24 protein-coding genes and 1 tRNA gene are annotated in these 26,341 nt (G+C 58.8%); 10 read left to right on the top strand and 15 right to left on the bottom strand.

Annotated elements, in window-relative coordinates:
* Nucleotides 1-109: 109 nt before the first annotated feature.
* Complete coding sequence (cutC, locus tag CYR52_RS08535) at nucleotides 110-868, bottom strand: copper homeostasis protein CutC (protein ID WP_072931082.1); 759 nt, start codon at nucleotides 866-868, stop codon at nucleotides 110-112.
* Nucleotides 869-1,018: 150 nt separating this feature from the next.
* Between cutC and CYR52_RS08530 the strand changes: the two genes are divergently transcribed.
* Nucleotides 1,019-2,161: a MalY/PatB family protein gene (locus CYR52_RS08530; protein ID WP_101828424.1), complete on the top strand. Its 1,143-nt coding sequence runs from the start codon at nucleotides 1,019-1,021 to the stop codon at nucleotides 2,159-2,161.
* On the opposite strand, the gene CYR52_RS08525 is transcribed toward CYR52_RS08530, so the two are convergent.
* Nucleotides 2,158-2,727, bottom strand: coding sequence for a VOC family protein (locus CYR52_RS08525; RefSeq protein WP_072931084.1), 570 nt, complete (start codon nucleotides 2,725-2,727; stop codon nucleotides 2,158-2,160). The two genes, CYR52_RS08530 and CYR52_RS08525, sit on opposite strands and share 4 nt — an antisense overlap.
* Nucleotides 2,728-3,481: 754 nt before the next feature.
* On the opposite strand from CYR52_RS08525, the gene argS reads away from it, so the two are divergent.
* Nucleotides 3,482-5,215, top strand: coding sequence for an arginine--tRNA ligase (gene argS, locus CYR52_RS08520; protein WP_072931085.1), 1,734 nt, complete (start codon nucleotides 3,482-3,484; stop codon nucleotides 5,213-5,215).
* Between the two features lie 64 nt (nucleotides 5,216-5,279).
* Here argS and murJ read toward each other — a convergent pair whose 3' ends face one another.
* The 4 genes from murJ to rimJ form a co-directional block, all read right to left on the bottom strand.
* Nucleotides 5,280-6,815: a murein biosynthesis integral membrane protein MurJ gene (gene murJ, locus CYR52_RS08515; RefSeq protein ID WP_101828423.1), complete on the bottom strand. Its 1,536-nt coding sequence runs from the start codon at nucleotides 6,813-6,815 to the stop codon at nucleotides 5,280-5,282.
* Between the two features lie 132 nt (nucleotides 6,816-6,947).
* Nucleotides 6,948-7,874, bottom strand: coding sequence for a Gfo/Idh/MocA family protein (locus tag CYR52_RS08510; protein WP_072931086.1), 927 nt, complete (start codon nucleotides 7,872-7,874; stop codon nucleotides 6,948-6,950).
* A gap of 11 nt (nucleotides 7,875-7,885) precedes the next feature.
* The gene (locus tag CYR52_RS08505) at nucleotides 7,886-8,542 is read right to left on the bottom strand and encodes a DUF480 domain-containing protein (protein ID WP_072931087.1); all 657 of its coding nucleotides are present in this window, start codon (nucleotides 8,540-8,542) and stop codon (nucleotides 7,886-7,888) included.
* Nucleotides 8,543-8,551: 9 nt separating this feature from the next.
* Nucleotides 8,552-9,136 carry a ribosomal protein S5-alanine N-acetyltransferase gene (gene rimJ / locus CYR52_RS08500; protein WP_072931088.1) on the bottom strand — a complete coding sequence of 195 codons (585 nt, stop codon included), beginning with the start codon at nucleotides 9,134-9,136 and terminating at the stop codon, nucleotides 8,552-8,554.
* Nucleotides 9,137-9,443: 307 nt separating this feature from the next.
* On the opposite strand from rimJ, the gene mdtH reads away from it, so the two are divergent.
* The 3 genes from mdtH to CYR52_RS08485 all read left to right on the top strand — a co-directional run bounded on the left by mdtH (nucleotide 9,444) and on the right by CYR52_RS08485 (nucleotide 12,185).
* The gene (gene mdtH, locus CYR52_RS08495) at nucleotides 9,444-10,649 is read left to right on the top strand and encodes a multidrug efflux MFS transporter MdtH (RefSeq protein ID WP_072931089.1); all 1,206 of its coding nucleotides are present in this window, start codon (nucleotides 9,444-9,446) and stop codon (nucleotides 10,647-10,649) included.
* 163 nt (nucleotides 10,650-10,812) lie between these two features.
* Nucleotides 10,813-11,460: a glutaredoxin 2 gene (grxB, locus tag CYR52_RS08490; RefSeq protein WP_072931209.1), complete on the top strand. Its 648-nt coding sequence runs from the start codon at nucleotides 10,813-10,815 to the stop codon at nucleotides 11,458-11,460.
* A 161-nt stretch (nucleotides 11,461-11,621) separates the two neighbouring features.
* Nucleotides 11,622-12,185 carry a lipoprotein gene (locus CYR52_RS08485; RefSeq protein ID WP_072931211.1) on the top strand — a complete coding sequence of 188 codons (564 nt, stop codon included), beginning with the start codon at nucleotides 11,622-11,624 and terminating at the stop codon, nucleotides 12,183-12,185.
* Between the two features lie 68 nt (nucleotides 12,186-12,253).
* On the opposite strand, the gene CYR52_RS08480 is transcribed toward CYR52_RS08485, so the two are convergent.
* From CYR52_RS08480 to CYR52_RS08470, 3 genes are all read right to left on the bottom strand, one after another.
* Nucleotides 12,254-12,832, bottom strand: a complete 579-nt coding sequence (locus tag CYR52_RS08480) for a TorD/DmsD family molecular chaperone (RefSeq protein WP_072931091.1) — start codon at nucleotides 12,830-12,832, stop codon at nucleotides 12,254-12,256.
* A 113-nt stretch (nucleotides 12,833-12,945) separates the two neighbouring features.
* Complete coding sequence (locus tag CYR52_RS08475; protein ID WP_072931093.1) at nucleotides 12,946-13,902, bottom strand: 2-hydroxyacid dehydrogenase; 957 nt, start codon at nucleotides 13,900-13,902, stop codon at nucleotides 12,946-12,948.
* Nucleotides 13,903-14,001: 99 nt separating this feature from the next.
* Nucleotides 14,002-14,919 (bottom strand): LysR family transcriptional regulator, encoded by a 918-nt coding sequence (locus CYR52_RS08470; RefSeq protein ID WP_072931095.1) that lies wholly within the window; start codon nucleotides 14,917-14,919, stop codon nucleotides 14,002-14,004.
* 407 nt (nucleotides 14,920-15,326) lie between these two features.
* Between CYR52_RS08470 and CYR52_RS08465 the strand changes: the two genes are divergently transcribed.
* Genes CYR52_RS08465 through CYR52_RS08450 form a run of 4 tightly spaced genes read left to right on the top strand, consistent with a single transcriptional unit; the run spans nucleotide 15,327 to nucleotide 19,391 of the window.
* On the top strand, nucleotides 15,327-16,847 hold the full coding sequence (locus tag CYR52_RS08465) for an amino acid ABC transporter permease/ATP-binding protein (RefSeq protein WP_101828450.1): 1,521 nt from the start codon (nucleotides 15,327-15,329) through the stop codon (nucleotides 16,845-16,847).
* A gap of 29 nt (nucleotides 16,848-16,876) precedes the next feature.
* Nucleotides 16,877-17,749 carry a phytanoyl-CoA dioxygenase family protein gene (locus tag CYR52_RS08460; protein ID WP_072931097.1) on the top strand — a complete coding sequence of 291 codons (873 nt, stop codon included), beginning with the start codon at nucleotides 16,877-16,879 and terminating at the stop codon, nucleotides 17,747-17,749.
* Nucleotides 17,750-17,773: 24 nt separating this feature from the next.
* Nucleotides 17,774-18,604 (top strand): ABC transporter substrate-binding protein, encoded by an 831-nt coding sequence (locus CYR52_RS08455; RefSeq protein WP_072931099.1) that lies wholly within the window; start codon nucleotides 17,774-17,776, stop codon nucleotides 18,602-18,604.
* 55 nt (nucleotides 18,605-18,659) lie between these two features.
* Complete coding sequence (locus CYR52_RS08450) at nucleotides 18,660-19,391, top strand: class II aldolase and adducin N-terminal domain-containing protein (protein ID WP_072931101.1); 732 nt, start codon at nucleotides 18,660-18,662, stop codon at nucleotides 19,389-19,391.
* Between the two features lie 43 nt (nucleotides 19,392-19,434).
* Here CYR52_RS08450 and argE read toward each other — a convergent pair whose 3' ends face one another.
* From argE to CYR52_RS08420, 6 genes are all read right to left on the bottom strand, one after another.
* A complete protein-coding gene (gene argE / locus CYR52_RS08445) occupies nucleotides 19,435-20,583 on the bottom strand; it encodes an acetylornithine deacetylase (RefSeq protein WP_072931103.1) in 1,149 nt (382 codons plus the stop codon).
* Nucleotides 20,576-21,250 (bottom strand): DUF1028 domain-containing protein, encoded by a 675-nt coding sequence (locus CYR52_RS08440; RefSeq protein ID WP_072931105.1) that lies wholly within the window; start codon nucleotides 21,248-21,250, stop codon nucleotides 20,576-20,578. Before CYR52_RS08440 ends, argE begins: the two co-directional genes overlap by 8 nt.
* A complete protein-coding gene (locus CYR52_RS08435) occupies nucleotides 21,247-21,681 on the bottom strand; it encodes a RidA family protein (protein WP_072931107.1) in 435 nt (144 codons plus the stop codon). The genes CYR52_RS08440 and CYR52_RS08435 overlap by 4 nt, the downstream gene beginning before the upstream one ends.
* Nucleotides 21,682-21,718: 37 nt before the next feature.
* Nucleotides 21,719-22,984, bottom strand: coding sequence for a flavin-containing monooxygenase (locus CYR52_RS08430; protein WP_072931110.1), 1,266 nt, complete (start codon nucleotides 22,982-22,984; stop codon nucleotides 21,719-21,721).
* Between the two features lie 298 nt (nucleotides 22,985-23,282).
* Nucleotides 23,283-24,224 (bottom strand): glyoxylate/hydroxypyruvate reductase GhrA, encoded by a 942-nt coding sequence (gene ghrA, locus CYR52_RS08425; protein ID WP_101828422.1) that lies wholly within the window; start codon nucleotides 24,222-24,224, stop codon nucleotides 23,283-23,285.
* A gap of 47 nt (nucleotides 24,225-24,271) precedes the next feature.
* The gene (locus CYR52_RS08420; protein ID WP_072931113.1) at nucleotides 24,272-25,741 is read right to left on the bottom strand and encodes a peptide MFS transporter; all 1,470 of its coding nucleotides are present in this window, start codon (nucleotides 25,739-25,741) and stop codon (nucleotides 24,272-24,274) included.
* A gap of 422 nt (nucleotides 25,742-26,163) precedes the next feature.
* Here CYR52_RS08420 and CYR52_RS08415 point away from each other — a divergent pair.
* Nucleotides 26,164-26,253: transfer RNA gene (locus CYR52_RS08415), tRNA-Ser, on the top strand.
* Nucleotides 26,254-26,341 lie beyond the last annotated feature (88 nt).

Genomic DNA, 26,341 nt, shown 5'->3' with positions numbered 1-26,341 from the left:
CCATCAGGCGAAAAAAAGCCCCGACAAAATGGACGGGGCTTGGTACACGCGCAGTACACGCAAAAGGTCTTGCGACCCGGTAATGCTGTTGCGCTCCCGGTCCGTCGCCTCAGGCGGTACGCGACAGGGAGCCATCATTACAGAGTGCACTTTTCATGGTCGCCACCACGTCAGCATCCACGCAGTAACGGCTGAACTCATCGAATTCCAGATCGGTACACAGGGTGACACCCGCTTTGCGGTGGCGCACCGGTGACGGCACATGGCCGCCGGCGGAGCTGTGCACCTCACGGATGCCGATATCCACAAATTTATGCAGGTTGGTCAGGCGGATGCCGCCCCCGGCCATGATCTCCGGCCCCTGGGTGTGTTGCACCAGTTCGCGCAACAGGGTCAGCCCCAGTTCCGCGCTTTGTTGTTGCCCAGAGGTTAAAATGCGCGCAACGCCGAGTTGCGTCAACTGTTCTAATGCCACCATCGGGTTGAGGCACATATCAAAGGCCCGGTGGAAGGTGACGTCCATGCCGTTGCAGAGCGCCATAATCTGCCGCATCCGCGCCAGATCGATATGCCCCTCCGCATCCAGCACCCCAATCACCACGCCGGGGAACCCCATATCACGTATCGCGGCGACATCATTTTTCATCGCGCTGAAGGCATAGCTGTCGTAACAGAAATCGCCCCCGCGCGGCCGGACAATCGGATGCACCGGGATCGCCAACCCCTCGCGCGCCATCATCAGCGTGCCGTAACTCGGCGTTAACCCCCCTTCCGGCTGGCTGGCACACAGCTCGATGCGATCCGCACCCGCGCGTTCAGCCTCCAGCGCACAGGCCAGGCTATAGCAGCATACTTCCAGTTTCGTCATTACCTCTCCCCTTATTCGGACCACATGCTATAACCCCGGAAACGGGGCCGGGCGCGGAGGCGTCCGGCCGGTAACATGGCGGCTTGTTATTGATAACGCGTCTCGCGTAGGCTGAGTGACGACCTTTCAGCCACGCAGAAAGAGATAACTATGGCATTCAATTTCGATTTACGAGTCGATCGCAGTCACAGCGATAGTATGAAATGGCATAAATACCGCGATCAGGCAGTGATCCCGCTCTGGGTCGCGGACACCGATTTCCAGTCTCCCCCGGCGGTGATTGACGCGCTGGCGCAGCGGGTGGCGCACGGGGTGTTTGGTTACGGCACCCCGCCGCCGGAACTGACGGCGCTTATCGTGGAACGGATGCACACCCGTTACCAGTGGGCCATCCGCCCGGAATGGATCGTCTACCTGCCGGGACTGGTGTGCGGGCTGAACCTGGCGATGCGCAGCTATACCCGGGAAACGCAGGCTGCCATTATCCCGACGCCGCTCTACCCGCCATTTGCCGAGGCCGCCGGGTACGCCGGGCGTCACGCTTATGCCGCCCCGGTGCGGGAGCAGGCGGGCCGCTGGCAGCTGGATCTCGCGGCCATTGAGCCGGCGCTGAACGGCGATCAGGCGCTGCTGTTCCTCTGCAACCCGCACAACCCCGGCGGCACGGTTTACCGGCGTGAGGAGCTGGAGGCGCAGCACGCTTTTGCCCAGCGCCACGATCTGGTGGTCTGTTCTGATGAGATCCATTGCGACCTGATCCTGGAACCGGGGTGCCGGCATATTCCGTTTGCCTCGCTGAACCCGGACGCTGAACAGCGCACCATCACCCTGATGGCCCCGTCCAAAACCTTTAATCTGGCCGGGCTGGGCGCGTCGTTTGCGATTATTGCCAACCCGGCGCTGCGCCATGCGTTTAAGCAGCAGCGACGCGGGCTGATCCCGCATGTGGATATCCTGGCGTTTGTGGCAGCGACCGCCGCGTACCGTGACGGTGAGGACTGGCTGGCCGCGCAGCGTGACTACCTGCGCGCCAACCGCGATGAGGTGACCGCACGCATCAACGCCCTGCCCGGCCTGCGGCTGTTGCCGGTGGAGGCGACCTATCTGGCGTGGATTGATGCCTCGGCCCTGCCGGTGGAGAACCCGTGGCGCTTCTTCCTGGACGCCGGGGTGGGCCTGACGGACGGCACCGCGTTTGGTGACGCCCGTTTTGTGCGGCTGAACTTCGGCTGCCCGCGCGCCCTGCTGGATGAGGCATTGACGCGGATCGCGCGTGCGGTCGCGGCGCTTTAGGCCTGTTCGCTGGCGACAATCTCACGCAGGGTGTGCGGGTGGAATTTGAGGGTCACGGAGCCGTCACTGACAGCCAGCGTCGGGTTGGGCAGGCGCTCATTCTCGCCCTGCGGCGAGCTGTATTTCAGCTTGATGCCGGGTGCCAGCAGCGCATCATCCGAGAAATAGGTCAGCGCCCGGGCGTAGAGCGTGTCCGGGTCGCCCGGCAGCACCAGTTCCACATGCTCCCACCCTTCATGCGGGTAGCGGCGCTCGCCTGGGTAAGGCAGCTCAATCAGGTCTATCTGCCATGAACAGACCCGCAGCGGTTCGCGCAGATCAAACAAACAGATGGCGCGCCCGTTGATTTGGTTTTCTGACAACAGGCTGCCGCACTGTTCAAACCCACGCCGCCAGCGTTCCGCGGTGGCAACCTGATGGCAACGCACGGAGATGTGGTCGGCCGGGAATGCCGGCAGGTCGAGCTGGAGTTTTTGCGCAAAGGTCTCGAGCGCCAGCTCAAAACGGCTCAGGTCAGCCACCAGATCGTGTAATTCGGCGATGCCCGCCAAGGGTGAGGACGGCATAGTTTCTTCTCTCTGTTCAACATCATAAAGCCTTAATTTACATGGCGCCCCGGCGCGGTGCCAGCCGGACGCCCTCTTTTCATCAGAAACCGCTGCATCGTGACCTGCCGGCCGCGTCGGCGGGAGCGCAATGAACCAAAATTTCGCTTTACCGACCTGCTTTACTTAAGGTAAATTTCTAAAGTGAAATTTCACTTTTCTATCAAATGAAATTATGCAACCCCATGGAAACATAAAGGAAATTTATAGCGCTATCCGGGTGTTTTTCACGCACGGCGAGAGTTCACCTCCCTTTTCATTCCTGTACGATTTTATTTTTTGTTATTAAATAGGGATATAAAACACATGATGTTACTGGTCGCTTCTGTTTCGCTGGTGGTTATCGCTTTATTTGCCCTTTACCGGCACCTCCGACTGATTAAAAAATCGCAGCCCATCCCAGGCAGGAAAGCGTTAAGACATTAATGATTTACGTTATTTCTTTACCTTCCCGCCCGTCTTTATTTAATTATTATTAACATTCCCTCCTCTGTCTTCACGCGGCCCTGAATGGCTTTTGGCAGGCAAGCCGGCCGCGTCTGCCCTGCTGACTGCCCGTAAGGCATACTGACGTTCCTGTCCGGATAGGATATAATGGCCGTTTGCTTAACGCCTTGCCGGCACTGCGTTATTTCTGTGCTTTCACGGCAGGCGTCCCTTGATCTCAGGCGGGCCGCGACGACCCAGGCCCCCCACCAGCAATAAAGGTAATCCGGTGAATATACAGGCACTTCTTTCCGAAAAAATCAGCCAGGCGCTGATTGCCGCAGGCGCACCCGCAGAGAGCGAAGCGCAGGTGCGTCAGTCAGCCAAGGCCCAGTTTGGTGACTATCAGGCTAACGGCGTTATGTCGGTTGCGAAAAAGCTTGGGATGCCGCCCCGACAACTGGCGGAAAAAGTGGTGGATGCGCTGGACCTGAGCGGCATCGTCAGCAAGGTTGAGATCGCCGGCCCCGGCTTCATCAACCTGTTCCTGGAGAAAAGCTGGGTGGCAGCCCAGGTCGACCACGCCCTGAGCGCGCCGAAACTCGGCATTACCCCGGTCACCCCGCAAACCATCGTGGTGGACTACTCTGCGCCTAACGTGGCGAAAGAGATGCACGTCGGCCACCTGCGCTCCACCATTATTGGTGATGCCTCGGTACGTACCCTGGAATTCCTCGGCCATAACGTCATCCGCGCCAACCACGTCGGCGACTGGGGCACCCAGTTCGGGATGCTGATCGCCTATCTGGAGAAGATGCAGAACGAGCACGCCGCTGAGATGGAGCTGGCCGATCTGGAGCAGTTCTACCGTGAAGCCAAAAAGCATTACGACGAAGATGCTGCCTTCGCTGAACGCGCCCGCGCCTATGTGGTGAAACTGCAGGGCGGTGACGAGTACTGCCGCCGGATGTGGCGCAAGCTGGTGGATGTGACGATGGCGCAGAACCAGATCACCTACAACCGCCTGAACGTGACCCTGACCGAACGCGATGTGATGGGCGAAAGCCTCTACAATTCAATGCTGCCGGGCATTGTTGCTGACCTGAAAGACAAAGGGCTGGCCGTGGAGAGCGAAGGCGCGACCGTGGTGTTCCTGGACGAGTTCAAGAACAAAGAAGGCGAGCCGATGGGCGTCATCATCCAGAAAAAGGATGGCGGCTACCTCTACACCACCACCGATATCGCCTGCGCCAAATACCGTTACGAAACGCTGGGCGCTGACCGCGTGCTCTATTACATCGACTCCCGCCAGCACCAGCACCTGATGATGGCCTGGTCCATTGTGCGCAAAGCCGGTTACGTACCGGATTCCGTGCCGCTGGAGCACCATATGTTCGGCATGATGCTCGGCAAGGACGGCAAACCGTTCAAAACCCGCTCCGGCGGCACGGTGAAGCTCTCCGATCTGCTGGATGAGGCGATCGAGCGCGCAGGCAAACTGATCAAAGAGAAAAACCCGGACCTCAGCGAGGCGGATCTGCAACAGCTGGTGAACGCGGTAGGGATTGGCGCGGTGAAATATGCCGACCTCTCCAAGAGCCGTACCACAGACTACATCTTCGACTGGGACAACATGCTGGCCTTCGAGGGCAACACCGCCCCGTACATGCAGTATGCCTACAGCCGCGTGGCCTCTATCTTCAAGCGGGCGGCGATCGACCCGGCCAGCCTGCAGGCACAGCCGCTGGTGCTGAATGACGAGCGTGAAATCACGCTGGCGACCCGCCTGTTGCAGTTTGAAGAAGTGCTGACCACCGTGGCGCGCGAAGGTACGCCGCACGTGATGTGTTCTTACCTGTACGATCTGGCGGGCCTGTTCTCCGGCTTCTATGAGCACTGCCCGATCCTCAGCGCGGAAAGCGACGAGATCCGCAACAGCCGCCTGAAACTGGCCCTGCTGACCCAGCAGACGCTGAAAACCGGCCTCGATACCCTGGGTATTGAAACCGTCGAACGCATGTAATCACGCGGGTTGTGCAACAAAAAGGGCGACATTCACTGTCGCCCTTTTTTATGCCCCCAACCGGTCAGACGGTGCGGCGGGCAAAATCACGCAGGCGGAAGCCCAGCAGCATCAGCACGCCAAAATAGGCCACCACCCCGGCCACCACCACGGCCGCCAGCCGCAGCAGGCGCAGCGGCATGGTGCCGAGCGACCATTCAGGCATCAGCCACATCACGCCGACCAGCACCGCAGACATCACCACCACCGCGGCCAGCAGCTTCAGCAGGAACGGCATCCAGCCCGGTTGCGGCTGGAAAATCTTCTGCTTGCGCAGTTGCCAGTAGAGCAGCGCGGCGTTGAGGCAGGCGGCCAGGCCAATCGACAGCGACAGCCCGGCATGTTTCAGCGGGCCGATAAACGCCAGGTTCATCAGCTGCGTCATCACCAGGGTGATCATGGCGATTTTTACCGGCGTTTTGATGTCCTGGCGCGAATAGAAGCCCGGTGCCAGCACTTTCACCACGATAAGCCCCATCAGCCCCACAGAGTAAGCCACCAGCGCGCGCTGGGTCATGGCCGCATCAAAGGCGCTGAATTTGCCGTACTGGAACAGCGCCACCGTCAGCGGTTTCGCCAGGATCCCCAGCGCCACGGCGCTCGGCAAGGCGAGCAGGAAACAGAGGCGCAGCCCCCAGTCCATCAGGCGTGAATACTCATCATGGTTGCCGCTGGCAAAACTTTTCGCCAGTGACGGCAGCAGGATGGTGCCGAGGGCCACCCCCAGCACGCCGGACGGGAACTCCATCAGCCGGTCAGCGTAGTACATCCAGGAGACCGAGCCGGACGCCAGGAACGAGGCGAAAATGGTATTGATGATCAGGGAAATCTGGCTGACGGACACCCCCAGGATAGCCGGCCCCATCTGGCGCATCACACGCCAGACCCCGGCATCTTTCAGGTTCAGGCGCGGCAGCACCAGCATGCCGATTTTACGCAGGTGCGGCAGCTGGTAACCGAGTTGCAGCACCCCGCCCACCACCACCGCCCAGGCCAGCGCCATCACCGGCGGGTGGAAATAGGGTGCCGCAAACAGGGCAAAGCCGATCATGCTGATATTGAGGAACGTCGGCGCAAATGCCGGGATGGAGAAACGGTTCCAGGTATTGAGGATCGCGCCCACCAGCGAGGCGAGTGAAATCAGCAGGATATAGGGGAATGTCACCCGCAGCAGGGCAGACGTCAGGGCAAATTTATCCCCGGTATCGGCGAAGCCGGGCGCCGTGACGAAAATCACCCACGGGGCAGCCAGCATCCCGGCCACCGTGACCAGCGCCAGCACCAGCGTCAGCAACCCGGAGACATAGGCAATAAAGGTGCGGGTCGCCTCTTCGCCCTGCTGGCTTTTGTATTCGGCCAGAATCGGCACAAACGCCTGGGAAAACGCCCCTTCGGCAAAGATGCGGCGCAACAGGTTGGGCAGTTTAAAGGCCACGAAGAAGGCATCCGTTGCCATGCCTGCCCCGAATACCCGCGCCACGATAGCATCACGTGCAAATCCCAGCACACGTGAAAACATGGTCATCGAACTGACGGCAGCTAATGATTTAAGTAGGTTCATCTCTGTTTTTCTGTAGTGCAGCCCAAACAACAACGCCTGCAAATGCAGGCGTCGGGGGTGGGCCGCCAGGCTCATGGTGCGCTTAGTCTACGTATCCGGCGCGTAATAGCCAGAGCCAGTTGTTACTGCCGGTTACTCCGGCAGCTCGCCCTCGTACAGCAGTTGCTCAATCACCCGCTGGGCGTAAAGTGCCTGATCGCCCGAGGTTTCCGGCGCCGTCTGGTTACTGACGCACTCAATAAAGTGCCGCACCGCGCCGTCAAAGCCGCGCTGCACCAGGGTGCTCTGCCAGCCGGGCACCGGCCGCTCAGTCAGCAGGCCGCCCTGCTCCTGCGTCCAGTGGCGCATCTCATCCAGCTGGTAGACCGCGCCGTCACAGACTGCCTGCACCCGTTCGCGCTGGCTGCCGGCCCGGCGGTGCATACTGGTGGTGACGTGGATACTGCCGCAACGGAAATGGTGTTCGGCATACAGCATCTGCCCTTGCGGGTTGCGGTGGATACTGCCGCCCTCCAGCGTGGCATCCCCGTTCGTGAGCCAGAGCGCGGTGTCGATCACATGCAGGTAATCATCCAGCAGGGTAAAGCGTGCATCCTGCGGGCCGACGCTGTCACTGCGGTGTTTGTCCATGCGGATGGAGGCCGGTTGCTGCATCTCACTGCGCAACTGCCGGTAAAGCGGGGAAAAGCGCCGGTTGAAGCCGACCATCAGCGCTTTGCCGTTGTCTTTGGCGATCTCCACCAGATGCTCGGCCTGCTCCAGCGTTTCAGCCAGCGGCTTATCGACGTAAACATGCACCCCACGGTTAAGCAGATCGCTCACCACATGGAAATGGCTGGCGGTGCTGCTGTGCACGAAGACCGCGTCGCACTGCTCTGCCAGTTCATCCAGCCGGGAGAAGGCGCGCATCCGGTAAGCGCTGCACACCTGTTCTGTTTTTTGTTGGTTGGGCGAGAAGCCGCCCACCAGCGTCCATGCCCCGGCATTGGCCAGCACCGGCAGATACGCTTTCTGGGCGATGTCGCCCAGCCCCACCACACCCACACGCAACGTCGTCATGGTCTGCTCCGTTAGTTGCCCAGCCGGGCCAACAGGATTTCAAGGCGCTCATGTAATTCAGCCACCTGGGACTCCAGCCCGGCAACGCGGGCCTCCAGCGGGCTGGTCTCAGTGTTCGTGGCCGCGCCGGCGGCCGGGGCACCGGGTTCAGCAGGCGCAGTCACCGCCCCGCTGAACAGGTGCATATACCGGTGCTCGCGCTTGCCCGGTTCACGCGCCAGGCGCACCACAAACGGGCCGTCCTCACGCGTCTCCAGCCCGGTCAGGGCCTGTTCAGCCTCGCTGACATCGCTGAACTCATAAAGCCGGGCGGCACGGGTGCGCAGCTCCCCCGCCGTCTGCGGCCCGCGCAGCAGCAGCGTGGTCACCAGCGCCACTTCCGGCGCGGAAAATTTCAGGTTGCCGAATTCGGAATTACAGAACCGGTGCTCATACTTCAGCGTGCGGCTGCCGCTGACACTGCGGATCAGATGTTTTTTCACCAGCAGATCCAGCGTCTGCTGCACCTCGCTTTCACTCAGCTCCAGCACCGGGTCACGGTTGGTTTTCTGGTTACAGGCGGCAGCCAGGCTGTTCAGTGACAGCGGGTAGAGTTCCGGCGTGGTGATCTGTTTCTCCATCAGGCAGCCGATGACCCTGGCTTCTTCAACACTCAGCGGATGTTTCATCATGTTCCCTTAGCGTGGCGGCACCCAGTCATGGCAGGTCAGCGCCGTCAAAATATGGTCCTGCCATTTCCCGTTAATCAGCAGATAATCTTTGGCATAGCCTTCACGTTCAAACCCCAGCCGGGCCAGCAGATCGCCGCTGCGCTGGTTATGGGGCATATAGTTCGCCATGATGCGGTGCATCCGTTGCTGGCGCTGCATATAACGGATGGCGGATTGCAGTGCCTCATACATCAGCCCCCGGCCCTGCCACTTCTCCCCCAGCGAATAGCCGAGGAAACAGGCATGGAAAGAGCCGCGCAGCACGTTGCTGAAGTTAGCCACCCCGATAATTTCCCGCTCATCCGGGTCGAGCAGGATAAAATAGTAGGCGTTGCCCTGTTTGTGCAGGTCGGTAATCAGCCCCAGCCGCGCCTGCCAGCCGGAGGGGTGGCAATGGCTTTCGTCCCGCACCGGTTCCCAGGGTTTGAGAAATGCCCGGTTTTCGGCGTAATACTCCGCCAGGCGGTGGGCATCCCGCTCATGAACCAGCCTGACGACCAGCCGGTCGGTGATCAGGCGTACCTTTGGTGATGCCGAGCGATAGCCAAACATCCATTCCCTCCGCTCTCTGGACAGGTCGATAAATCATCTTTATGGCGGTACTGCCGGTATTGCCTGCCAGGATTGCCGGCGCTTATCACCGAGCATAGACCACCCCACGGGCCTGTGCTGACGGGCAGCACCGGGACGCGGCACCGCTCATAGAAATTTACCCGCATTCTCGCTTATCGTTAACCGCTTGACGATAAAAAAATATTATCTATCTGCCACCTGTCTTATGCCTGCGTTCAGGTTCAGAATAGAGGCTCTGCTTCCCTCTCTGACCCGCCGCCCGGTGGTCGCCTTTACAGGATGTGTCATGTCATTGGTTTCACAGGCAAGGAGCTTGGGCAAATATTTCCTGTTAATGGATAATTTGCTGGTAGTGCTGGGGTTTTTCGTGGTGTTCCCGTTAATTTCCATCCGCTTTGTCGATCAGCTCGGCTGGGCCGCGCTGATGGTCGGTATTGCGCTCGGGCTACGGCAATTTGTGCAGCAGGGGCTGGGGATTTTCGGCGGCGCGATTTCTGACCGCTTCGGTGCCAAGCCGATGATTGTCACCGGGATGCTGCTGCGGGCCGCCGGTTTTGCCGCGATGGCTGAAGCCGCTGAGCCGTGGCAGCTCTGGCTGGCCTGCGTGCTCTCCGCCCTCGGCGGCACGCTGTTTGACCCGCCGCGCACCGCACTGGTGATCAAACTGACCCGCCCGCATGAGCGCAGCCGCTTCTTCTCCCTGCTGATGATGCAGGACAGCGCCGGGGCGGTGGTGGGCGCGCTGATCGGCAGTTGGCTGTTACAGTACGATTTCCGGCTGGTCTGCTGGGCCGGGGCGGTGATTTTCATCCTGGCGGCCGCCTGGAACGCCTGGCTGCTGCCCGCCTACCGTATCTCCACCGTGCGCGCCCCGATGCGTGACGGCATGGCACGGGTGCTGCGCGACCGGCGGTTCGTGACCTATGTGCTGACGCTGACCGGCTACTATATGCTGGCGGTGCAGGTGATGCTGATGCTGCCGATCATGGTGAATGTGCTGGCCGGGTCGGCCGCGGCCGTGAAATGGATGTATGCGATTGAGGCCTGCCTGTCGCTGACGTTGCTCTACCCGGTGGCGCGCTGGAGCGAAAAGCGGTTCCGGCTGGAACAGCGGCTGATGGCCGGGCTGCTGCTGATGACGCTCAGCCTGCTGCCGGTCGGCATGGTGCACAGCCTGCATGCCCTGTTTGCGCTGATCTGTGTGTTCTACTTCGGCGCGATCATTGCCGAACCGGCGCGGGAGACGCTGGGGGCCTCCCTGGCGGACAACCGGGCGCGCGGCAGCTACATGGGCTTCAGCCGCCTTGGCCTGGCGCTGGGCGGGGCCATCGGTTACACCGGCGGCGGCTGGATGTATGACGCCGGCCAGGCATCCGGCCTGCCGGCGCTGCCCTGGCTGCTGCTGAGTGCGGTGGGGATGGTGACGTTGCTGGCGCTCTATTGGCAGTTTAACCAGCGCCGGATTGAACCGGCGATGCTCAGCGGCAACTAGCTGATTTTCCACACTCTCTTTTCTGTTCCGCTGCCCGGCCGCCGCCGGGCAGTTTGATCTCCGGCCATTCCTTACCCATACTTTCCTTTCGCACATGCGGGCATACCACCGGCCGGGTTCCGGCCGCCTGCCCGTGATGGCAAACCTGAAGGAGCATGAAAATATGAAACTCTATGTCTATGAACATTGTCCTTTTTGTGTCAAAGCGCGCATGATTTTCGGCCTGAAAAACGTGCCGGTGGAGATCAGTGTTCTGGCCAATGATGATGAGAAAACGCCTGTTTCTATGGTCGGCCAAAAAATGGTGCCGATCCTGCAGACCGAAACAGGCGGTTTCATGCCGGAGAGCATGGATATCGTGCACTACATCGATAAAAAATATGGCGCACCGCTGATCACCGGCAGCACCAACCCGGCGATTGCCGCCTGGTTGCGCCACGTCAACGAATACACCTCCCGCCTGCTGCTGCCGCGTTTTGCCCGTGCCAATTTTGAAGAGTTTGCCACCCCGGAAGCGCGCCGCTATTTCGTGAATAAAAAAGAGGCCACGCTCGGCAGCTTTGACGAACATTTGCAGCACTCCCCCGGCCTGATTAAGAAAATAGGCCAGGACCTGCACGATCTGGACAAACTGATTGTCGAGCCGAATGCCGTCAACGGGGAGCTGTCAGAAGATGATTTCAGCCTCTTCCCGCTGTTGCGCTCACTGACTATCGTCAACGGCGTCACCTTCCCGACCCGCGTGGCGGCGTACCGTGACAATATGGCGAAACAGACGCAGGTGAACCTGCTGAGCAGTATCGCCCAGTGATCCTGCCGCCGCCGGGCTGACCGGCGGCGCTTGCCCCTTGCCGATGGCCCCCGTTTTTCATTACCCTGCCCCACAGGAACTCCTGCCCCCTTTTGCCGTCAAAGAGGGCACCCGCTTGCCGGCGTGGCAAGGGAGAGATGATTTTGGCTTACGAGGAAAAAATGAGAATCCGCTTTTTAGGGGCTGCGGCCCTGCTTTTTGCCGGTCTGCTTACCGGCTGTAACCAACTTACGCAGTACACACTCAGCGAACAGGACGTTAACCAGTATCTGCAAAAACACAATAAATTTGAGAAACAGGTGGGTGTGCCGGGGCTGGTGGAAGCCCACATTGTGCTGACGGAGCTCAACAGCCAGATTGGCCGCAGCCAGCCGGATCGCGTGATGCTCAAAGGCCATGCCGCCATCAGCATTACCTCCCTGCTAGGCCCGCAGCAGGCCGAAATGGATCTGGCCATGGAGGCGCGGCCGGAGTTTGATAACGAGAAAAAAGCGATTTTCCTGAAAGATCTGCAACTCACTGACTACACCGTGCAGCCGCAAAAAATGCAGGGGGTGATGAATACCCTCAGCCCGTACCTGAACCAGTCGCTGAAAAGCTATTTTGACCAGCGCCCGGCCTATGTGCTGAATGCCGATCGCAGCAAAGGCGAAGCGCTGGCGATACGGCTGGCGAAAGGGATTGAGGTGAAACCGGGTGAGCTGGTGATCCCGTTTACCCAATAAGCCTGAAGCCACACATAAAAAACGCGCCCATCCGGCGCGTTTTTTTGTACTCAGGTGCAGTCAGGCCGCTATTCGTCTTCTGCCGCGTCGCTGTCCTGTGCCTGCGCTTCAGACAACTCATCCCACATGGCCTGAATCGCTTCCCGGCTCAATAACGCCAGCGTGCGGTAGAACGGGGTCGCGGCATGGGCCTCGACTTTCCCCAGGAAACGCCCGCACCACGGCAGCAAATAGGCATCAAACAATGCGATCTGCGCCTGCACCTCATCTTCCTGCGACTGATCTTCCAGCCATGAGGCCGCCAGCAGCAGCGCGCCGATATGGTCAGCCGGGGCGTCGCTCAGCGGCATCCCGCGCTGTTGCAGGAAAGCACGCACCTCCGCCTCCGCGATCGCTGCGTCATAGTCATGGGCATAGGCTGACACCGCCGCATCACTGCCGAACAGCGCCTGATAATCTGCCGTCACGGCGGGAAGATCTGCCGCACTTTGCTGCAACCGGGCCAGCAGCTCGTCCTGCTCCAGCGGCCAGTGCTGCGCCAGCTTGCCTTCGCGGATCAGCGTAAACAGCGGGGCGACCAGCGGGTCTTGCGGCGAGCGGTTAAACAGCGTACCCAGTACGCGGCAGACAATCGAAAACTCATTCATCGGGCTTTACCTGTAAGGCGAAAAATTGGCGAGACGATGTCACAGATCGGCCCGTTCTGCAATCACCGGGGTTGGCAGCCGCATGGCCCCGCGCAGCGCGCCCGGTGAAAAGGTCAATAGCCCAGGGTTCGATTAAACACCAGAGGTAACGCCTGCCCGGCGCGATCGGCCTGAATGATGGTGAGGGCGTGTTGCGCTTTGGACTGATGGGAAATCAGCGAAGCCACGTGGCTTGTCACAATAACGCCGGGATGGCACCAAAGAGGATCGTCCTCAGGTAACGGTTCCTGAGGGAAAACATCCAGAACAGCGCCGCTCACCCGGCCCCGGTCAAGGGCACGCAATAACGCATCATGCTGTAGCTGATGCCCGCGCCCCACGTTAATGATCCCTGCGCCGTCCGGCAATTGGGCCAGAAAGTCATCATTTATGATCCCCCGGGTTTCTGCGGTGTCCGGCAACAGATTCACCATGATCTGGCTGCGCGTCAGAAAGGGCGACAGCCCTTTTGCGCCATAAAAACCCACCACACCCGGCACAGTTTTGGCGGAACGTGACCAGCCGTTAACGGTAAACCCATTCGCCAGTAACCGCTGTGCGACGGCCGTTCCCAGGCGGCCCAGCCCCAGGATGCCGACGGCGGTTTCACTGGCCAGGCCACCCGCCAGATGGGCGGCCCAGCGTTTATGCCGTTGCGCCTGGATAATCTCAGGGAGCCGGCGCACTAACATATAGCTGGCCATCGTCACATAATCGGCCATCCTGGCCGCCGTTTCAGGGGTGACCATCCGCGTGATGGGAATATCCGGCGGCAGTGTGCTATCAGAGAGAAGGTGATCCACCCCCGCGGCTTCGCTGAGGATGACCCGCAGATGGGGAAACCGGGCTAACTGCCCCGCCTCCGGTTCCCATACCAGCACGTAACGCACACTTAAGGGGTCCACGGAAACATCATCCCAGGCAGCGAGCCGTAAATCCGGCAAGCGCGAGGAGAAATAGGTTTTCCATTCTGCCAACTCAGCGTCAGTCAAAAAATTAATCAGTAACGTCTCTTGCTCAGGTATGTTCATTTTTCACGCCGGGTTGGTGGGTGGAAACGCGTACCGGCCAGGTGTTCAGCCGGGCTCTTATCATCAAGGCAGGCAACGACCTTCGCCGGCAATCAACTCTTACCCGGCATGGGGCGGGGTTAATTCAATACTGCGGCAATATTCCATAAAAAGCCTGGCCGGCCGTGTCGGTTCATTATTTTTTAAATACGCCATGACCAGGGTTGATGCCGGCATATCATCCTCAATCTCCACCTGCGCCAGGCAGCCTCCATCATAGGTCATGATGGAATAAGGGCGGGTGACCAATACTGAAAACCCAAGACCCTGCCCCACCATACACCTGACCATTTCAATGGAGGGCGAACTGTAAGCCACATCCGGGTAATACCCTTTATCCCTGAAAATATTAATGAAATAGTTTTTACTGGGAATAGCATCCAGCAACACCATAGGCTCTCGGCTTAATTCATGCAGTGTCACACTTTTATTTTTGGCTAACGGATGGGCGGCCGGCAATAGCGCATAAGGTTTATGCGGCGCATTTAATTCCTCTTTATGGATATCATTCCCCAGCTCCAGATCATAAAGAAAAGCCACATCAAACCGGCCCCGGTGCAAACCATGCATCAGCTCATGCTGCTCGCCATCATTCAGTTGAATGCTGATATCCGGATAGATTTTTTTAAATCCGGCAATAAGTTTCGGCATATATAACGGGGCAGCCGATTCAAAGCAGCCGACGGCAATGGTGCCTGATACCACCTCGTTTTCTGCGCGGGAGTTTTGCTCAAATTCATAAGAGAGGCGTAAAAGATCTTTCGCCTTATCATAAAAGCGGCGCCCGCCCGGCGTCAGGGAAACCCCTTGCGCATGATGCCGGATAAATAATTGCTGATCAAAGGCATCCTCCAGGTTTTTAATGGCAATAGAGATAGAGGGCTGAGCAATATGCAATTGCCGGGAGGCTTCTGCAATGCTTTCCATTTCTACCACGGTCACAAAATACCTGAGCTGCTTCAGTGTAAAACGCATTATTATTCAACCTATTAAATAGTATCATCATGTAACAGACTGTCTGATGATAAGCCGTGATAGATGAAAGCAATCCCCATGCCAGCTATTTTTATTGGCCTGTAAAAGCAGAAACTGTTTTCCTGTTTCTTTCCTTGTTTGATAATGCTTTTCTTATTGCTCTTTATACCCCCGGATTACTCCCCAAAAATCCTGTTGGCCGGCCTGTTTTTTCTGCCTCATTTTAGCGCATGACCTGCCCTTAAAAAGGGCGGGCTGAGGCATAGTTTTTTTTAATCCAAAGGCCAAAAAATTACTAATTGCCTCTTTTATCCCGCTGCCGCCATAGTGTCACTGAAAAGTTAATGCGCGGTTCAAATGCGTTTGTGTCACGCGACATCATTCCTTTAAATACGGTGAGCCAATTATCCATGACGTTTAACTGGAACTATATGTTGGGTCTGCTGAGTGATGCCGATTTTTGGCTGGCGACCTGGACAGTAATAAAACTGAGCCTGTTGACGTGGGTGTTAAGTATCGTACTGGGTTTTATCCTGGCGTTGGGCAAACAGTCCACGAATCCCTTTCTGAGCCTGCCTGCACGCGGCTATATCTGGTTGTTCCGCAGCCTGCCGCTGTTGGTGTTGCTGATCTTTGTGTATAACCTGCCGCAGGCAGTACCGGCCTTCTCTGCCGTGCTGGGCGACCCCTTCTGGGCCGGGCTGCTGGCGATGGTCATCTGTGAAAGTGCCTATATCGCTGAGATCCACCGGGGTGGGCTGTTGTCTATCCCTAAAGGGCAGCGCGAAGCCGCACATGCGCTGGGGTTACGTTTCGCCGGCATACAGTGGCGTGTGGTGATCCCCCAGGCGTTGCGCGTGGCGTTGCCGGCCCTGGCCAATGAATATATCGCCATCGTCAAACTCACCTCGCTGGTGTCAGTCATCTCCCTGACAGAAATCCTGATGGTGGGGCAGCGGCTCTATTCGCAGAATTTCATGGTGATGGAAACCATGGCGGCCGTGGCCTTTTATTACGTGCTCGTGGTGACCGTGTTTGATGGGCTGCTGAAATACCTGGAGCGCGCGCTGGATGTCACGCAGCGCAAGACCACCCGCGTGCCCGGCGCTGCCATGCTGGCCCTGGCCACCCAGGAACCGGCTGCGGTGGCCCGCCCCTTCTCCGGCAGCCAGAACCCGGCGCTGCAAGCCTCAGATTTGCATAAAGCCTACAACAATGTCGAAGTCCTGGGGGCCGTCAACCTGCAGATCCAGCCGGGCGAAGTGGTGTCAGTCATTGGCCCTTCGGGGTCGGGGAAAACCACGTTAATCCGCCTGCTTAACGGCCTGGAACAGCTTGATAACGGGGAGATCAGGATCAATGGCCAGCCTTTCCTGCATCTGCAACGCCAGGGTATGCAAAAGCCACGCTTTATCGAAAATGCCGAGCATCGCCTGAATATTGGGATGGTGTTCCAGAATTTTAATCTCTTCCCGCACCTGACCGTCATGAATAACCTGCTGCTGGCACCGCGTTACCACCGCCTGGCCCCCGCAGACGAGTTAACCCAGTACGCCTGCATGCTGTTACACAAAGTGGGCATGCTTGAACACGCCTGGAAATACCCGCATCAGTTATCCGGCGGGCAGCAGCAGCGTGTGGCGATTGCCCGCGCATTGATGATGCGCCCACAAATCATGTTGTTTGACGAACCCACGTCAGCCCTCGATCCGGAAAAAATCAATGAAGTCCTGCAGGTCATTGAAACCCTGGCGCAGGAGGGGATCACCATGATGATCGTTACCCATGAAATGAATTTTGCTTTCAAAGTCTCTGACCGGGTTGTTTTTATGGAAAAAGGACGCGTGGTCTGCGATGACGCGCCGCAGGCACTGCGCAGCGGGAAACACCCTCGCGTAGACGCCTTCCTGAAGGATGTTTCACTGGCTTAACCATTCACACTTTTCTTAGGGGAAATCTCATGATCGAACAGTGGCAGGCAGAGCAGTTTCATCAACAAGGTTATCTGGTCGTGGAAGGGGTGTTATCCGCCGACGAGGTCGCCGCGTTGCAACGTGACTTTGACCAATGGGTTGAAGAGAGCCGCGCACGCAGCGATGCCTGGGGGGAGACACAGGATGGGCGGGCGCGTTTCGACCTGGAGGGCGATCACCGCCCTGATCATCCCTCGTTGCGCCGTGTCAGCTCCCCTACCGAGATCTCACCGGTGTATGAGCACGCGGCATTACAATCCCGTATGGCACAGATTGCCGGGGCATTGATTGGCGGCAGCGGTACCCGTTTTCACCACAGCAAAATCAATTCAAAACTGCCGCATACCGCCACCCAGGTGAAGTGGCATCAGGATTTCCTGTTCACGCCCCACAGCAATGATGACATCGTCACCGCCCTGTTGATGGTCAGTGAAGTGACGCCGGAAAATGGCCCCCTGAATGTGATACCCGGCAGCCATAAAGGGCCACTGTGGTCACACTGGCAGAATAACCGCTTTACCGGCGCGGTGGATGACGCCGTGGTGGATGAACATTGCCGTCAGCCCGTTGCGTGCTTTGGCCCTCCGGGGTCGGTCTGTTTCATGCACACCCGCTTGCTGCATGCTTCCAGCCCCAATGTCACTGAGTTACCCAGGACCCTCTTTATCTGTGTGTATGCCGCGGAAGATAGCCTGCCCTATGGTGAAAATCCTTTACCCAGCCAACATGCCGGCGTGATGGTGGCCGGTGAAGAGAGCGGGCTGGTACGCAGCACCGATAACCAACTGCGGCTGCCGCAAAAACCGCGCGGCGCGTCCTTTTTTGTTCAACAGGCGGGGAAAGATCCCGCGATTGCCTGACTTCTTCTTTCCTTTGGAGCTGACATGAAGCCATTACGTCCCGTTGCCCGCCCTGTAGCCCTGTGCCTGAGCGCCGCCCTCGCGCTGGCCTCCTTTAGTTCACAGGCTTTCCTGCAGCCCGGAAAAATCATCGCCGGGTCTGACATGACCTTTTTCCCCTATGAATACGTCGAGAAAAACCAGCCGGCAGGCTTTGATATTGAATTCCTTGATGGCCTGGCAAAAATGATGGGGCGCAAGGCGGAAAATATCGATACCCGCTTCCCCAACCTGATCACCGGCCTGCAAGGCGGGCGCTTCGATATTACCAATTCCTCGATGTATATCACGGCTGAGCGCCTGAAAGTCATCGATATGGTGCCTTACCTGAAAAGTGGTGAGGCTATTTTGTCGCTGAAAGGAAGCGACTATCAGCCCAAACGCCCGGAAGATTTTTGCGGCCACAAGATAGGCTCGATGGGGGCCACCTCCTGGTTGCAACAGCTGCAAAAGCTCTCCAGTGACTATTGCGTCAAGAAAGGGTTAAAGCCGATTGCGCTGAGCGAATACAGTACCGACCCGCAAACCACCCAGGCCCTGCTGTCACATGCGGTTGAGGCTCAAATCACCGATGCCGCGGTCGCAAAAGGGGTGATTGAGAAACTGGGCACTCGGATCGTCATCTCCTCCGACACCCTTATCTACCCGGTATTGAACGGGTTTGGGGTGAAAAAAGGCAATGATGAGGTGAAAAAAGCGCTGACGGATGCCCTGGAAAAATACCGCCAGACGCCGGAATACGCGGCGCTGCTGAAGAAATATAACTTCCAGTCACCCAGCGAGGAAGACATCAGCACCCTGATGCCCAAACCCTGACCCTTGATCGGCATGCCTCCCTCGCCGGGGCATGCCATGCCTGAAGAGATAACCTATGGCACTCTCCTTTGAAGAAAAAACGCGTATTGACCTGGCCGCGACGTTTCGCATTATCGCCCACCTGGGGATGCATGAAGCCGTGGCGAACCATTTCAGTGCCGCTGTTTCCCCTGACGGGAAAGACTTTTTACTCAACCCGAAGTGGAAACACTTCTCCCGTCTCCGCGCCAGCGATCTGTTACTGCTGAATGCGGACGACGCCGCCAACGCAGAGCGTGATAATGTGGATGCCACCGCCTGGGCCATTCATGGCCAGATCCACCAGCGCCTGCCGGAAGTGCGGGTGGTCCTGCATTTGCACCCCGTCTATACCACCAGCATCGCCTGCCTGGCGCACCCCCATATTCCGCCGATTGACCAGAATACAGCGCGCTACTTCAACCGTGTGGCGATCGATACGCTCTACGGCGGCATGGCTGACTCGGTGGAAGAAGGCGCCCGCCTTGCCGATCTGCTGGCAGGGAAACGCCGCCTGCTGATGGGCAACCACGGTGTCATGGTGACCGGGCAGACGATAGGTGAAACCTTTGATGATATCTGGACGCTGGAGCGGGCCTGCCAGATTCTGGTGACCGCCTGGTCCACCGGCCGGCCGCTGAAGGTGCTGTCTGATGACGTTGCCGAGAAGACCGCGCAGGATTGGGAAAAAATCAGCGACTTCTCCCGCCAACATTTTGAAGAGATGAAACACCTGATGATTGAGGCGGACCCTTCGCTGGTGGATTAACGGCCGCGGCTGCCGCCGGAGTGAAAGCGGCAGCCGCAACCCGTCAGGCCCGCATCCACCGGCAGAGGTTGTCCAGCATCTGCATACAGCGCGCAAGTTGATCAACGCTGACATACTCGTCGGGTTTATGGCCCTGTTCCATACTGCCGGGGCCGCATACCAGCGTGGCGATGCCCGCCTCATCAAATAAACCGCCCTCCGTGCCGAACGCCACGGTGCGGAAATCATCACTGCCGCTCCATTGCATCATCCACTGCGCGAAGGCCGACTGTGGGTCGGTCATTAACGCCGGGTAGTGGCTTAACGGGTCAAACTGGATGGTGCAGCGCCCGTCCACCTGTTTCATCATGGGCAGCAGCGTGTGTTGGGCATACTCCTGTAACGCGGTGGTGACCTCCGCGACGTCTGCCCCCGGCAGGCTGCGGATTTCGACATCAAACCGGCAATCTTGCGGCACGATATTCAAGGCGGTGCCGCCCTGAATGGTGCCTACCTGTAAAGTGCTGTAAGGCGGGTCAAAGCGGCTGTCGCGCTGCTCTGCCAACTGCTCCCCCAACGCCTCCAGCCGGGTGATGAGCCGGGCAGCATACTGGATGGCATTCACGCCTGAGGGCGCATACGCGGAATGGCAGGCATGCCCATGTACCCGGCACCGCATGGCCAGTTTCCCTTTATGGCCATACACCGGGCGCATCTCCGTCGGCTCCCCAATGATGCACATGGCCGGTTTTTCTGCACAGGCGTTGAGATAGGAAACCAGACTGCGTACCCCGAGGCAGCCTACCTCCTCATCGTAAGAAAAGGCCAGGTGGAGCGGCATCCTGAGCGGCTGTTGCAGGAAATTCGCCAGCGAAGCCAGCATACAGGCGAGAAAGCCTTTCATGTCGGCACTGCCGCGCCCGTAACAGCGCCCTTCCCGCTCGGTGAGGCTGAAGGGCGGCACAGTCCAGGACTGGCCGTCAACCGGCACCACGTCGGTATGGCCGGAGAGCATGACGCCGCCCCCGCCCGGCGGCCCCAGCCGGGCATAGAGGTTCGCTTTACGCCCCTCCTCATCGTAAAAGCGCTGTGAAGGAATGCCGTGCTCCGCCAGGTAGTCATGAATGAAATCAATCAGTGCCAGATTGGATTCACGGCTGGTGGTATCAAACGCGAGCAGCCTCGCCAGCAGCGCCCGCACAGATTCATTCATCACCCGGCACCCCGTAGCTGGGCGCGTCACGCGGGTCCAGCGCGCGGGTGAGATAAGCCTGCATTTGCGGCTCATAGGCCAGCCACAGCGTCTGGAGTTGCCCGACCGGGTCTTCCTCCGCCCAGTCCACGCGCAGATCGACCACCGGCCAGGTGTAATCCTCAACGACTTTTACCGCGGCAGAATGTAACGGCCCCGCCTCCCCGCCGCGTGCCAGCCCGGCCTGCAGGGCACCGATCAGGCGCCCGGTAAGCTCCCCGCGGGAGGCAGCAAAGGCGTCCACCATGGCACCCATCACGGCTTTGTCTGCCAGCATATTGCCCGCGGCGACGCAATTCTCCCCCTGTGCCGTATGCCAGATGCCCAGCGTTTTATCGCCGCTGAACACTGCCGTGGCACCGTCCGCACTGATGACCGCCACCTGACGGTACTCACTGAACCGATCTTCTGCCAGCGCACTTTTCATCGCCTGCTGCGGGCTTTCGCCCGCTTCCAGATAAGCCAGAATCTGCTGCCCCAACGCGGGCAAGGTGATATTTTGGCTGGAGACTGCGCCGACACCGGCCTGTAGCCAGGGGCAACGCGCGCCGACCGCGATGCTGGAGGAGCTGATGGCAATGCCCAATTGCCCCGACTCCGGGCACCGGGCGGTGATAGACAGGGTCATACAGGCTCCTTAGCGTTCCAGTCGTCCGGGATCACGGCAATCACATCAATCTCCATCAGCCATTGCGGTTGCGCCAGCGCAGAGACCACCAGCCCGGTTGAAATGGGAAAGACCCCTTTCAGCCATTTCCCCACTTCCAGATAGATAGGTTCGCGATAGCGTGGGTCGATGATGTAGGTGGTGGTTTTCACAATGTGTGACAGGTCACTCCCGGCCTCTTCAAGCAGCTGCTTGACGTTTTTCATCGCCTGCTCAGCCTGCGCACGGGGATCGCCCAGCCCCACCAGGTTGCCTTCAAAATCGGTGCCTACCTGACCACGGACATACACCGTGTTCCCGGCGCGCACAGCCTGGCAGAGATCGTTATCCAGGGCCTGGTTCGGATAGGTTTCTTTGGTATTGAACATACGGATGCGGGTATGTGTCGGCATCATCTGTTTCCTGTGAGTTGACGGGAATGAAGGCGCATCAACGTTCTGACGTGCTCTGGTAATGCTGGTATTGGCGCTGGATGGCAATCTGATCGGCGATGTATTTCGCATCGTGCCACACCCCCCAAATGAAGGTTGACCCCCGGCGGGAGAGCCAGGGAAGGCCAAGAAAATAGACGCCCGGTTCGCTCGACACCCCGCGATGGTGCTGCGGTTTATGCTGCTCATTAAAGGCATTCACCTCCAGCCAGCGGTAATCCGCGACATAACCGGTCGCCCAGATAATGGCGGTAATCCCTGCCCCGGCGAGATTAAGCTCCCGCGTGGGGGCGGTCATGCAGGCGGGATCAGGCAGAAAATGGCGCGCCTCAGGCTCTTCCGGCAGGTCGAGGCCGTTCTGGGCAATGTAACGATCGGCGGCGTCCAGCAGCGACAGGTAATTGGCGTCCCCGCGGTGGATATTTTCGGCCAGATCCGGGTGAAAGCTCACCACGCCCTGGTGGAACGCGCTCGTCAGCCCGACCAGGTTAATGCCCTGCGCAGCCAGTTTGCGGAAGTCGACGGTGTGGCCGCCCCGTGCGCCGCTGACGGCAATGGTGACATGCTCTTTGCCGGGCTGGCTGGCTGCCGCATCCCACAACCCCAGGACGCCCAGCCACCAGCAGAAGTCCCGGTTGCGATAACTGCGCGGCGGGCGATCGTGCGGGCCGACGGAGAGCCAGACCTTTTTCCCGGCACGCTGCAACTCATCGGCAATCTGTACACCGGATGAACCCGCCCCGACCACCAGCACGCCGCCCGCCGGCAATTGCCCGGGATGGCGGTAATCCGCAGAGTGGATTTGGAAGAGGCGGTTATCCTCAGGCGCAATGGCAGGAATAACCGGGCGCTGAAACGGGCCGGTGGCCGCGACAATACGTTGCGCTTCAATAACCCCTTCAGAGGTTTCAATGGTAAATCCCGGCCGCCCCGAATTACGGGTCGCCCTTTTTACTTCAACGCCGGTTTGGATCGGCGCATTAAATTTTTTTGCATACGCAACAAAATAGTCAGCCACATCCTCTTTTGCGACAAAACTGTCCGGCGTGTAACCCGGAAATTCCATACCGGGAAACCGGTCATGCCAGGCGGGGCCGTTAGCCACCAACGAATCCCAGCGTCCGCTGCGCCATGCCTCTGCAATGCGGCTTTTTTCCAGCACCAGATGGGGGATCCCCAGCCGGCTCAGATGCTCACTCATCGCCACACCAGCCTGACCTGCGCCGACTACCAGTGTATCGATCTCTTTTTTTTCAACCGTCATTTCAGTGTCCTTCAAATAACTTCAGGCCAGGGTGAATACCTGATAATGAATTTCCAGATTATTTGAGAAACGGGGGAACGGTAAAATATTATTAAGCTAGCGTCTGGATAGAAAATAATGAGGCAGGCATCCGGCCACAATGCGTGAGAATCTTTTTTGCTTACCGTAATGGCATAATTTTATATTTTGTTGTGAGGCATTAAATTGGGTTCAGCGTATTTTATCGTGCTTAGGGTCAATGCATTGCGGGGAGGTGCCACCGCAGCGGCGGCACCCTGATACACCGTTCAGAAGAGACTCAGTAACCGCGATCCCGGTCTACCATTCCGGCCGGGGTTTTCCCCTGTTCAATGGCGCGGATGTTGGCGGCGATCTGGTCCATCGCCTGTGCCGGCAGGGTCACGGCCGCGATGTGCGGCGTCACCGTGACGCGCGGATGTGACCAGAACGGGTGCATCCGCGCCAGCGGCTCATCGGCAAACACATCCAGCGCGGCGGCGGCCAGGTGCCCCTGATCCAGCGCGGTAAGCAAATCACCCTCTTTCAGGTGTGCGCCGCGCGCTGCGTTGATCAGATACGCCTGGGGGGCGAGCTGTTTCATCAGCGCCAGATCGAGGATGCCGGCCGTCTCCGGCGTGTTCGGCAACAGATTGATCAGCAGCCGGGTACCGTTCAGGAACGCCGGTAAATTATCGCGGCCGTGGAAACTCTCAACGCCTTCGATCTGTTTCGGGCTGCGGCTCCAGCAGCGCACGGTAAACCCGAGCGCCACCAGCACCTGAGCCACCTGCTGCCCCAGTACCCCGGCCCCCATAATGCCGATCGGGAAACTCTCCTGCCGGTAGGGTTTCAGCGGCTGCCACTGTTTCTGCTGTTGCTGGAGCTGGTACTCATCCATCCGGCGGAAAAAGCGCAGCACATAGGCCAGCACATACTCCTGCATCTGCTGCCCCATGCCGGTGTCCTCCAGCCGCAACAGCGGCACGCCCGCCGGCAGGGTGCCCGGTGCCTGCTGCTCCTGCGCCAGAATGGCATCAACGCCTGCGCCCAGGGCAAAGATGCCCTTCAGCCCGCTGCGGTCCGCCAGCATCTCACGCGGCGGCTGCCACACCAGCGCATAGTCCGCCGGGGCATGATCGCCGGGTTGCCAGACGCGCACCTGCGCCTCCGGCAGGCGTTGCGTCAGCCCGGTGACCCACGTCTGGCTGTTAAAGGTCGGATGATAAAAAAGGATGTTCATGCACTGCCCTCCTGATGTTATTCCATGTCCATCGGCGCGCGGCGGGTTCAGGCGGCCGGGCGCTGTATCAGTTTACGCAGTAACGGTATCAGCACCAGTAATACCACACCGGTGGCCACTGCCCCCCAGCCTAACGTGTTGAAGATACTGCTGTAACCGGGGTTGGTAAGCAACGGCGTGCTGCCGCTGTTTTGCGGCATCAGCCCAGAGATGTACCCGGCCAGCACCGACGCCACGCCGGTGACCATCATCCAGCAGCCCATCATGATGCCCTGATAACGGGCCGGGGCGAGTTTGCCGATCATCGCATAGCCAATCGGGGAGATCAGCAGTTCACCCAGGCTCTGCAACACGTAGCTGGCAACAATCCATTTAAACGCCACCAGCCCGTCCGCGCCCGCCAGTGAGATCCCGATTGGCAGCACCAGCATCCCCAGCCCGATGCAGAACAGCGAGGCAGAAAACTGCAACGGGATGTCGATGCGCCAGCCGCGCAGGCGCAGGCGGCTGAACAGCCAGGCCATCAGCGGCCCGCCCACCACAATCACCAGGGTATTGATGTTCTGCACCCACTGCGGGGCGACGCGCAGGCCATAGACGTTCAGGTCAATATTGTGTTCGGTAAACAGCATCAGGCCCATCGGTGCCAACTGGTAGAGCATCCAGAACACCAGCGACCCCAGCGCCAGCAACAAATAGGCCATCATGCGGCGGCGTTCATCCCGCTGCGGATGACGCAGCGTGACCACGCCCAGTGCCAGGAAGATCAGCACGCCCAGCGTCACCACGAAATAACCGCTGAAACCGGCGTGGGTCAGCAAGACCCGGATCAGCGGCACCAGCAGCAGCAGGATCACCACCCCGATCAGCATGTTCAGGCGGAAACGCCCGTGGGAAGCCTCGTTCAGCGGGGTATTGACATCCTTCAGGATGCGCCAGCGCAACAGGGTGATTACAATCGCCAGCAGGTTGCCAAAGGTGGCAAACAGGAACAGCGCGCGGTAGTTTTCACTCAGCTGGAAATAGCCGGCCACGGCAAAGCCGATAAAGAAGCCGAGGTTCATCCCGGCGTAGTTCCAGAGGAACGCCGACTCACGCCGCTCATCCTCCGGGCGGAAGCGCTGCGTCAGCATCATGTTCAGGCAGGTGACGTTCAGGCCGCTGCCGGTGAGGAACATCGCCAGCCCCCAATACAGCCCGCTGACCCCGGCCGTGGCAATCAGCCAGCAGCCGATCACCTGTAACACCATGCCCAGCACAAACAGGTTGCGGTTGCTGAGGTAACGCCCGCCGAGGTAGCCGCCGAACAGATGCAGGCCATAGTTAAAGGCGCCGAAAACGCCCATCATGGCGTTGGCGTTGCCCTCACTGAAGCCGAGTTTTTTGGTGGCATAGAGCACCAGTGTGGAGTAGAGCACGGCGAAGCCGAGCGTGGAGAAGATCTGGATGAAGAAAAGTGTCCCGGCACCGGCAGGAATGTGATGCCCGCCCTGCGGTGTGGTGGATGTGTGATGCATAAACCCTCTGTATTTCCTTAGCCTGTTTCAGTCCGGCATCTGGCGGCGCGCTGCCCTGCCCGCTGTGCGCGGTTATTTTATTCCCGGCTTGTGGCCGGGCATTTTTTCTATTTAGCGCCACGAACTGCCGGATTGCCAGCTTTATTAGCAGGCTATTGATTGTTTAGTCATTATTTACCCCATTTATTGCCTATTTATGCACATTGAAGCGGTAACCGGGTAGGCGCGCACTTAAAACGCGGGGCCGGCACGGCGAACCGGGGCGAACTGTGCAGAGTTACGTCATAAATTGTTTTTTAAAACAACAGATTGCTGAAAGTTTAACTAAACGATAAAAACCTGAAAAAAGGGGCTTGACCCATTGCGCTGACCTCCCTATAGTAGCGCCCCGTTGAGACGCGATAGCGGCGAGACGAAAATATGGTGAGGTGTCCGAGTGGCTGAAGGAGCACGCCTGGAAAGTGTGTATACGTGAAAACGTATCGAGGGTTCGAATCCCTCCCTCACCGCCATATTCAAAAGCAGAAGGCCCCGATGAAAATCGGGGCCTTCTGCTTTTGCATCCGGGGATGGGCGGCTGATGAGAACCCTGTGTTCGCC

The sequence above is a fragment of the Chimaeribacter arupi genome (assembly GCF_002858805.1).
Classification (GTDB): domain Bacteria; phylum Pseudomonadota; class Gammaproteobacteria; order Enterobacterales; family Enterobacteriaceae; genus Chimaeribacter; species Chimaeribacter arupi.
Note: the sequence above shows the minus strand (reverse complement) of the source record. Positions and strands in the feature narration are given on the sequence as shown.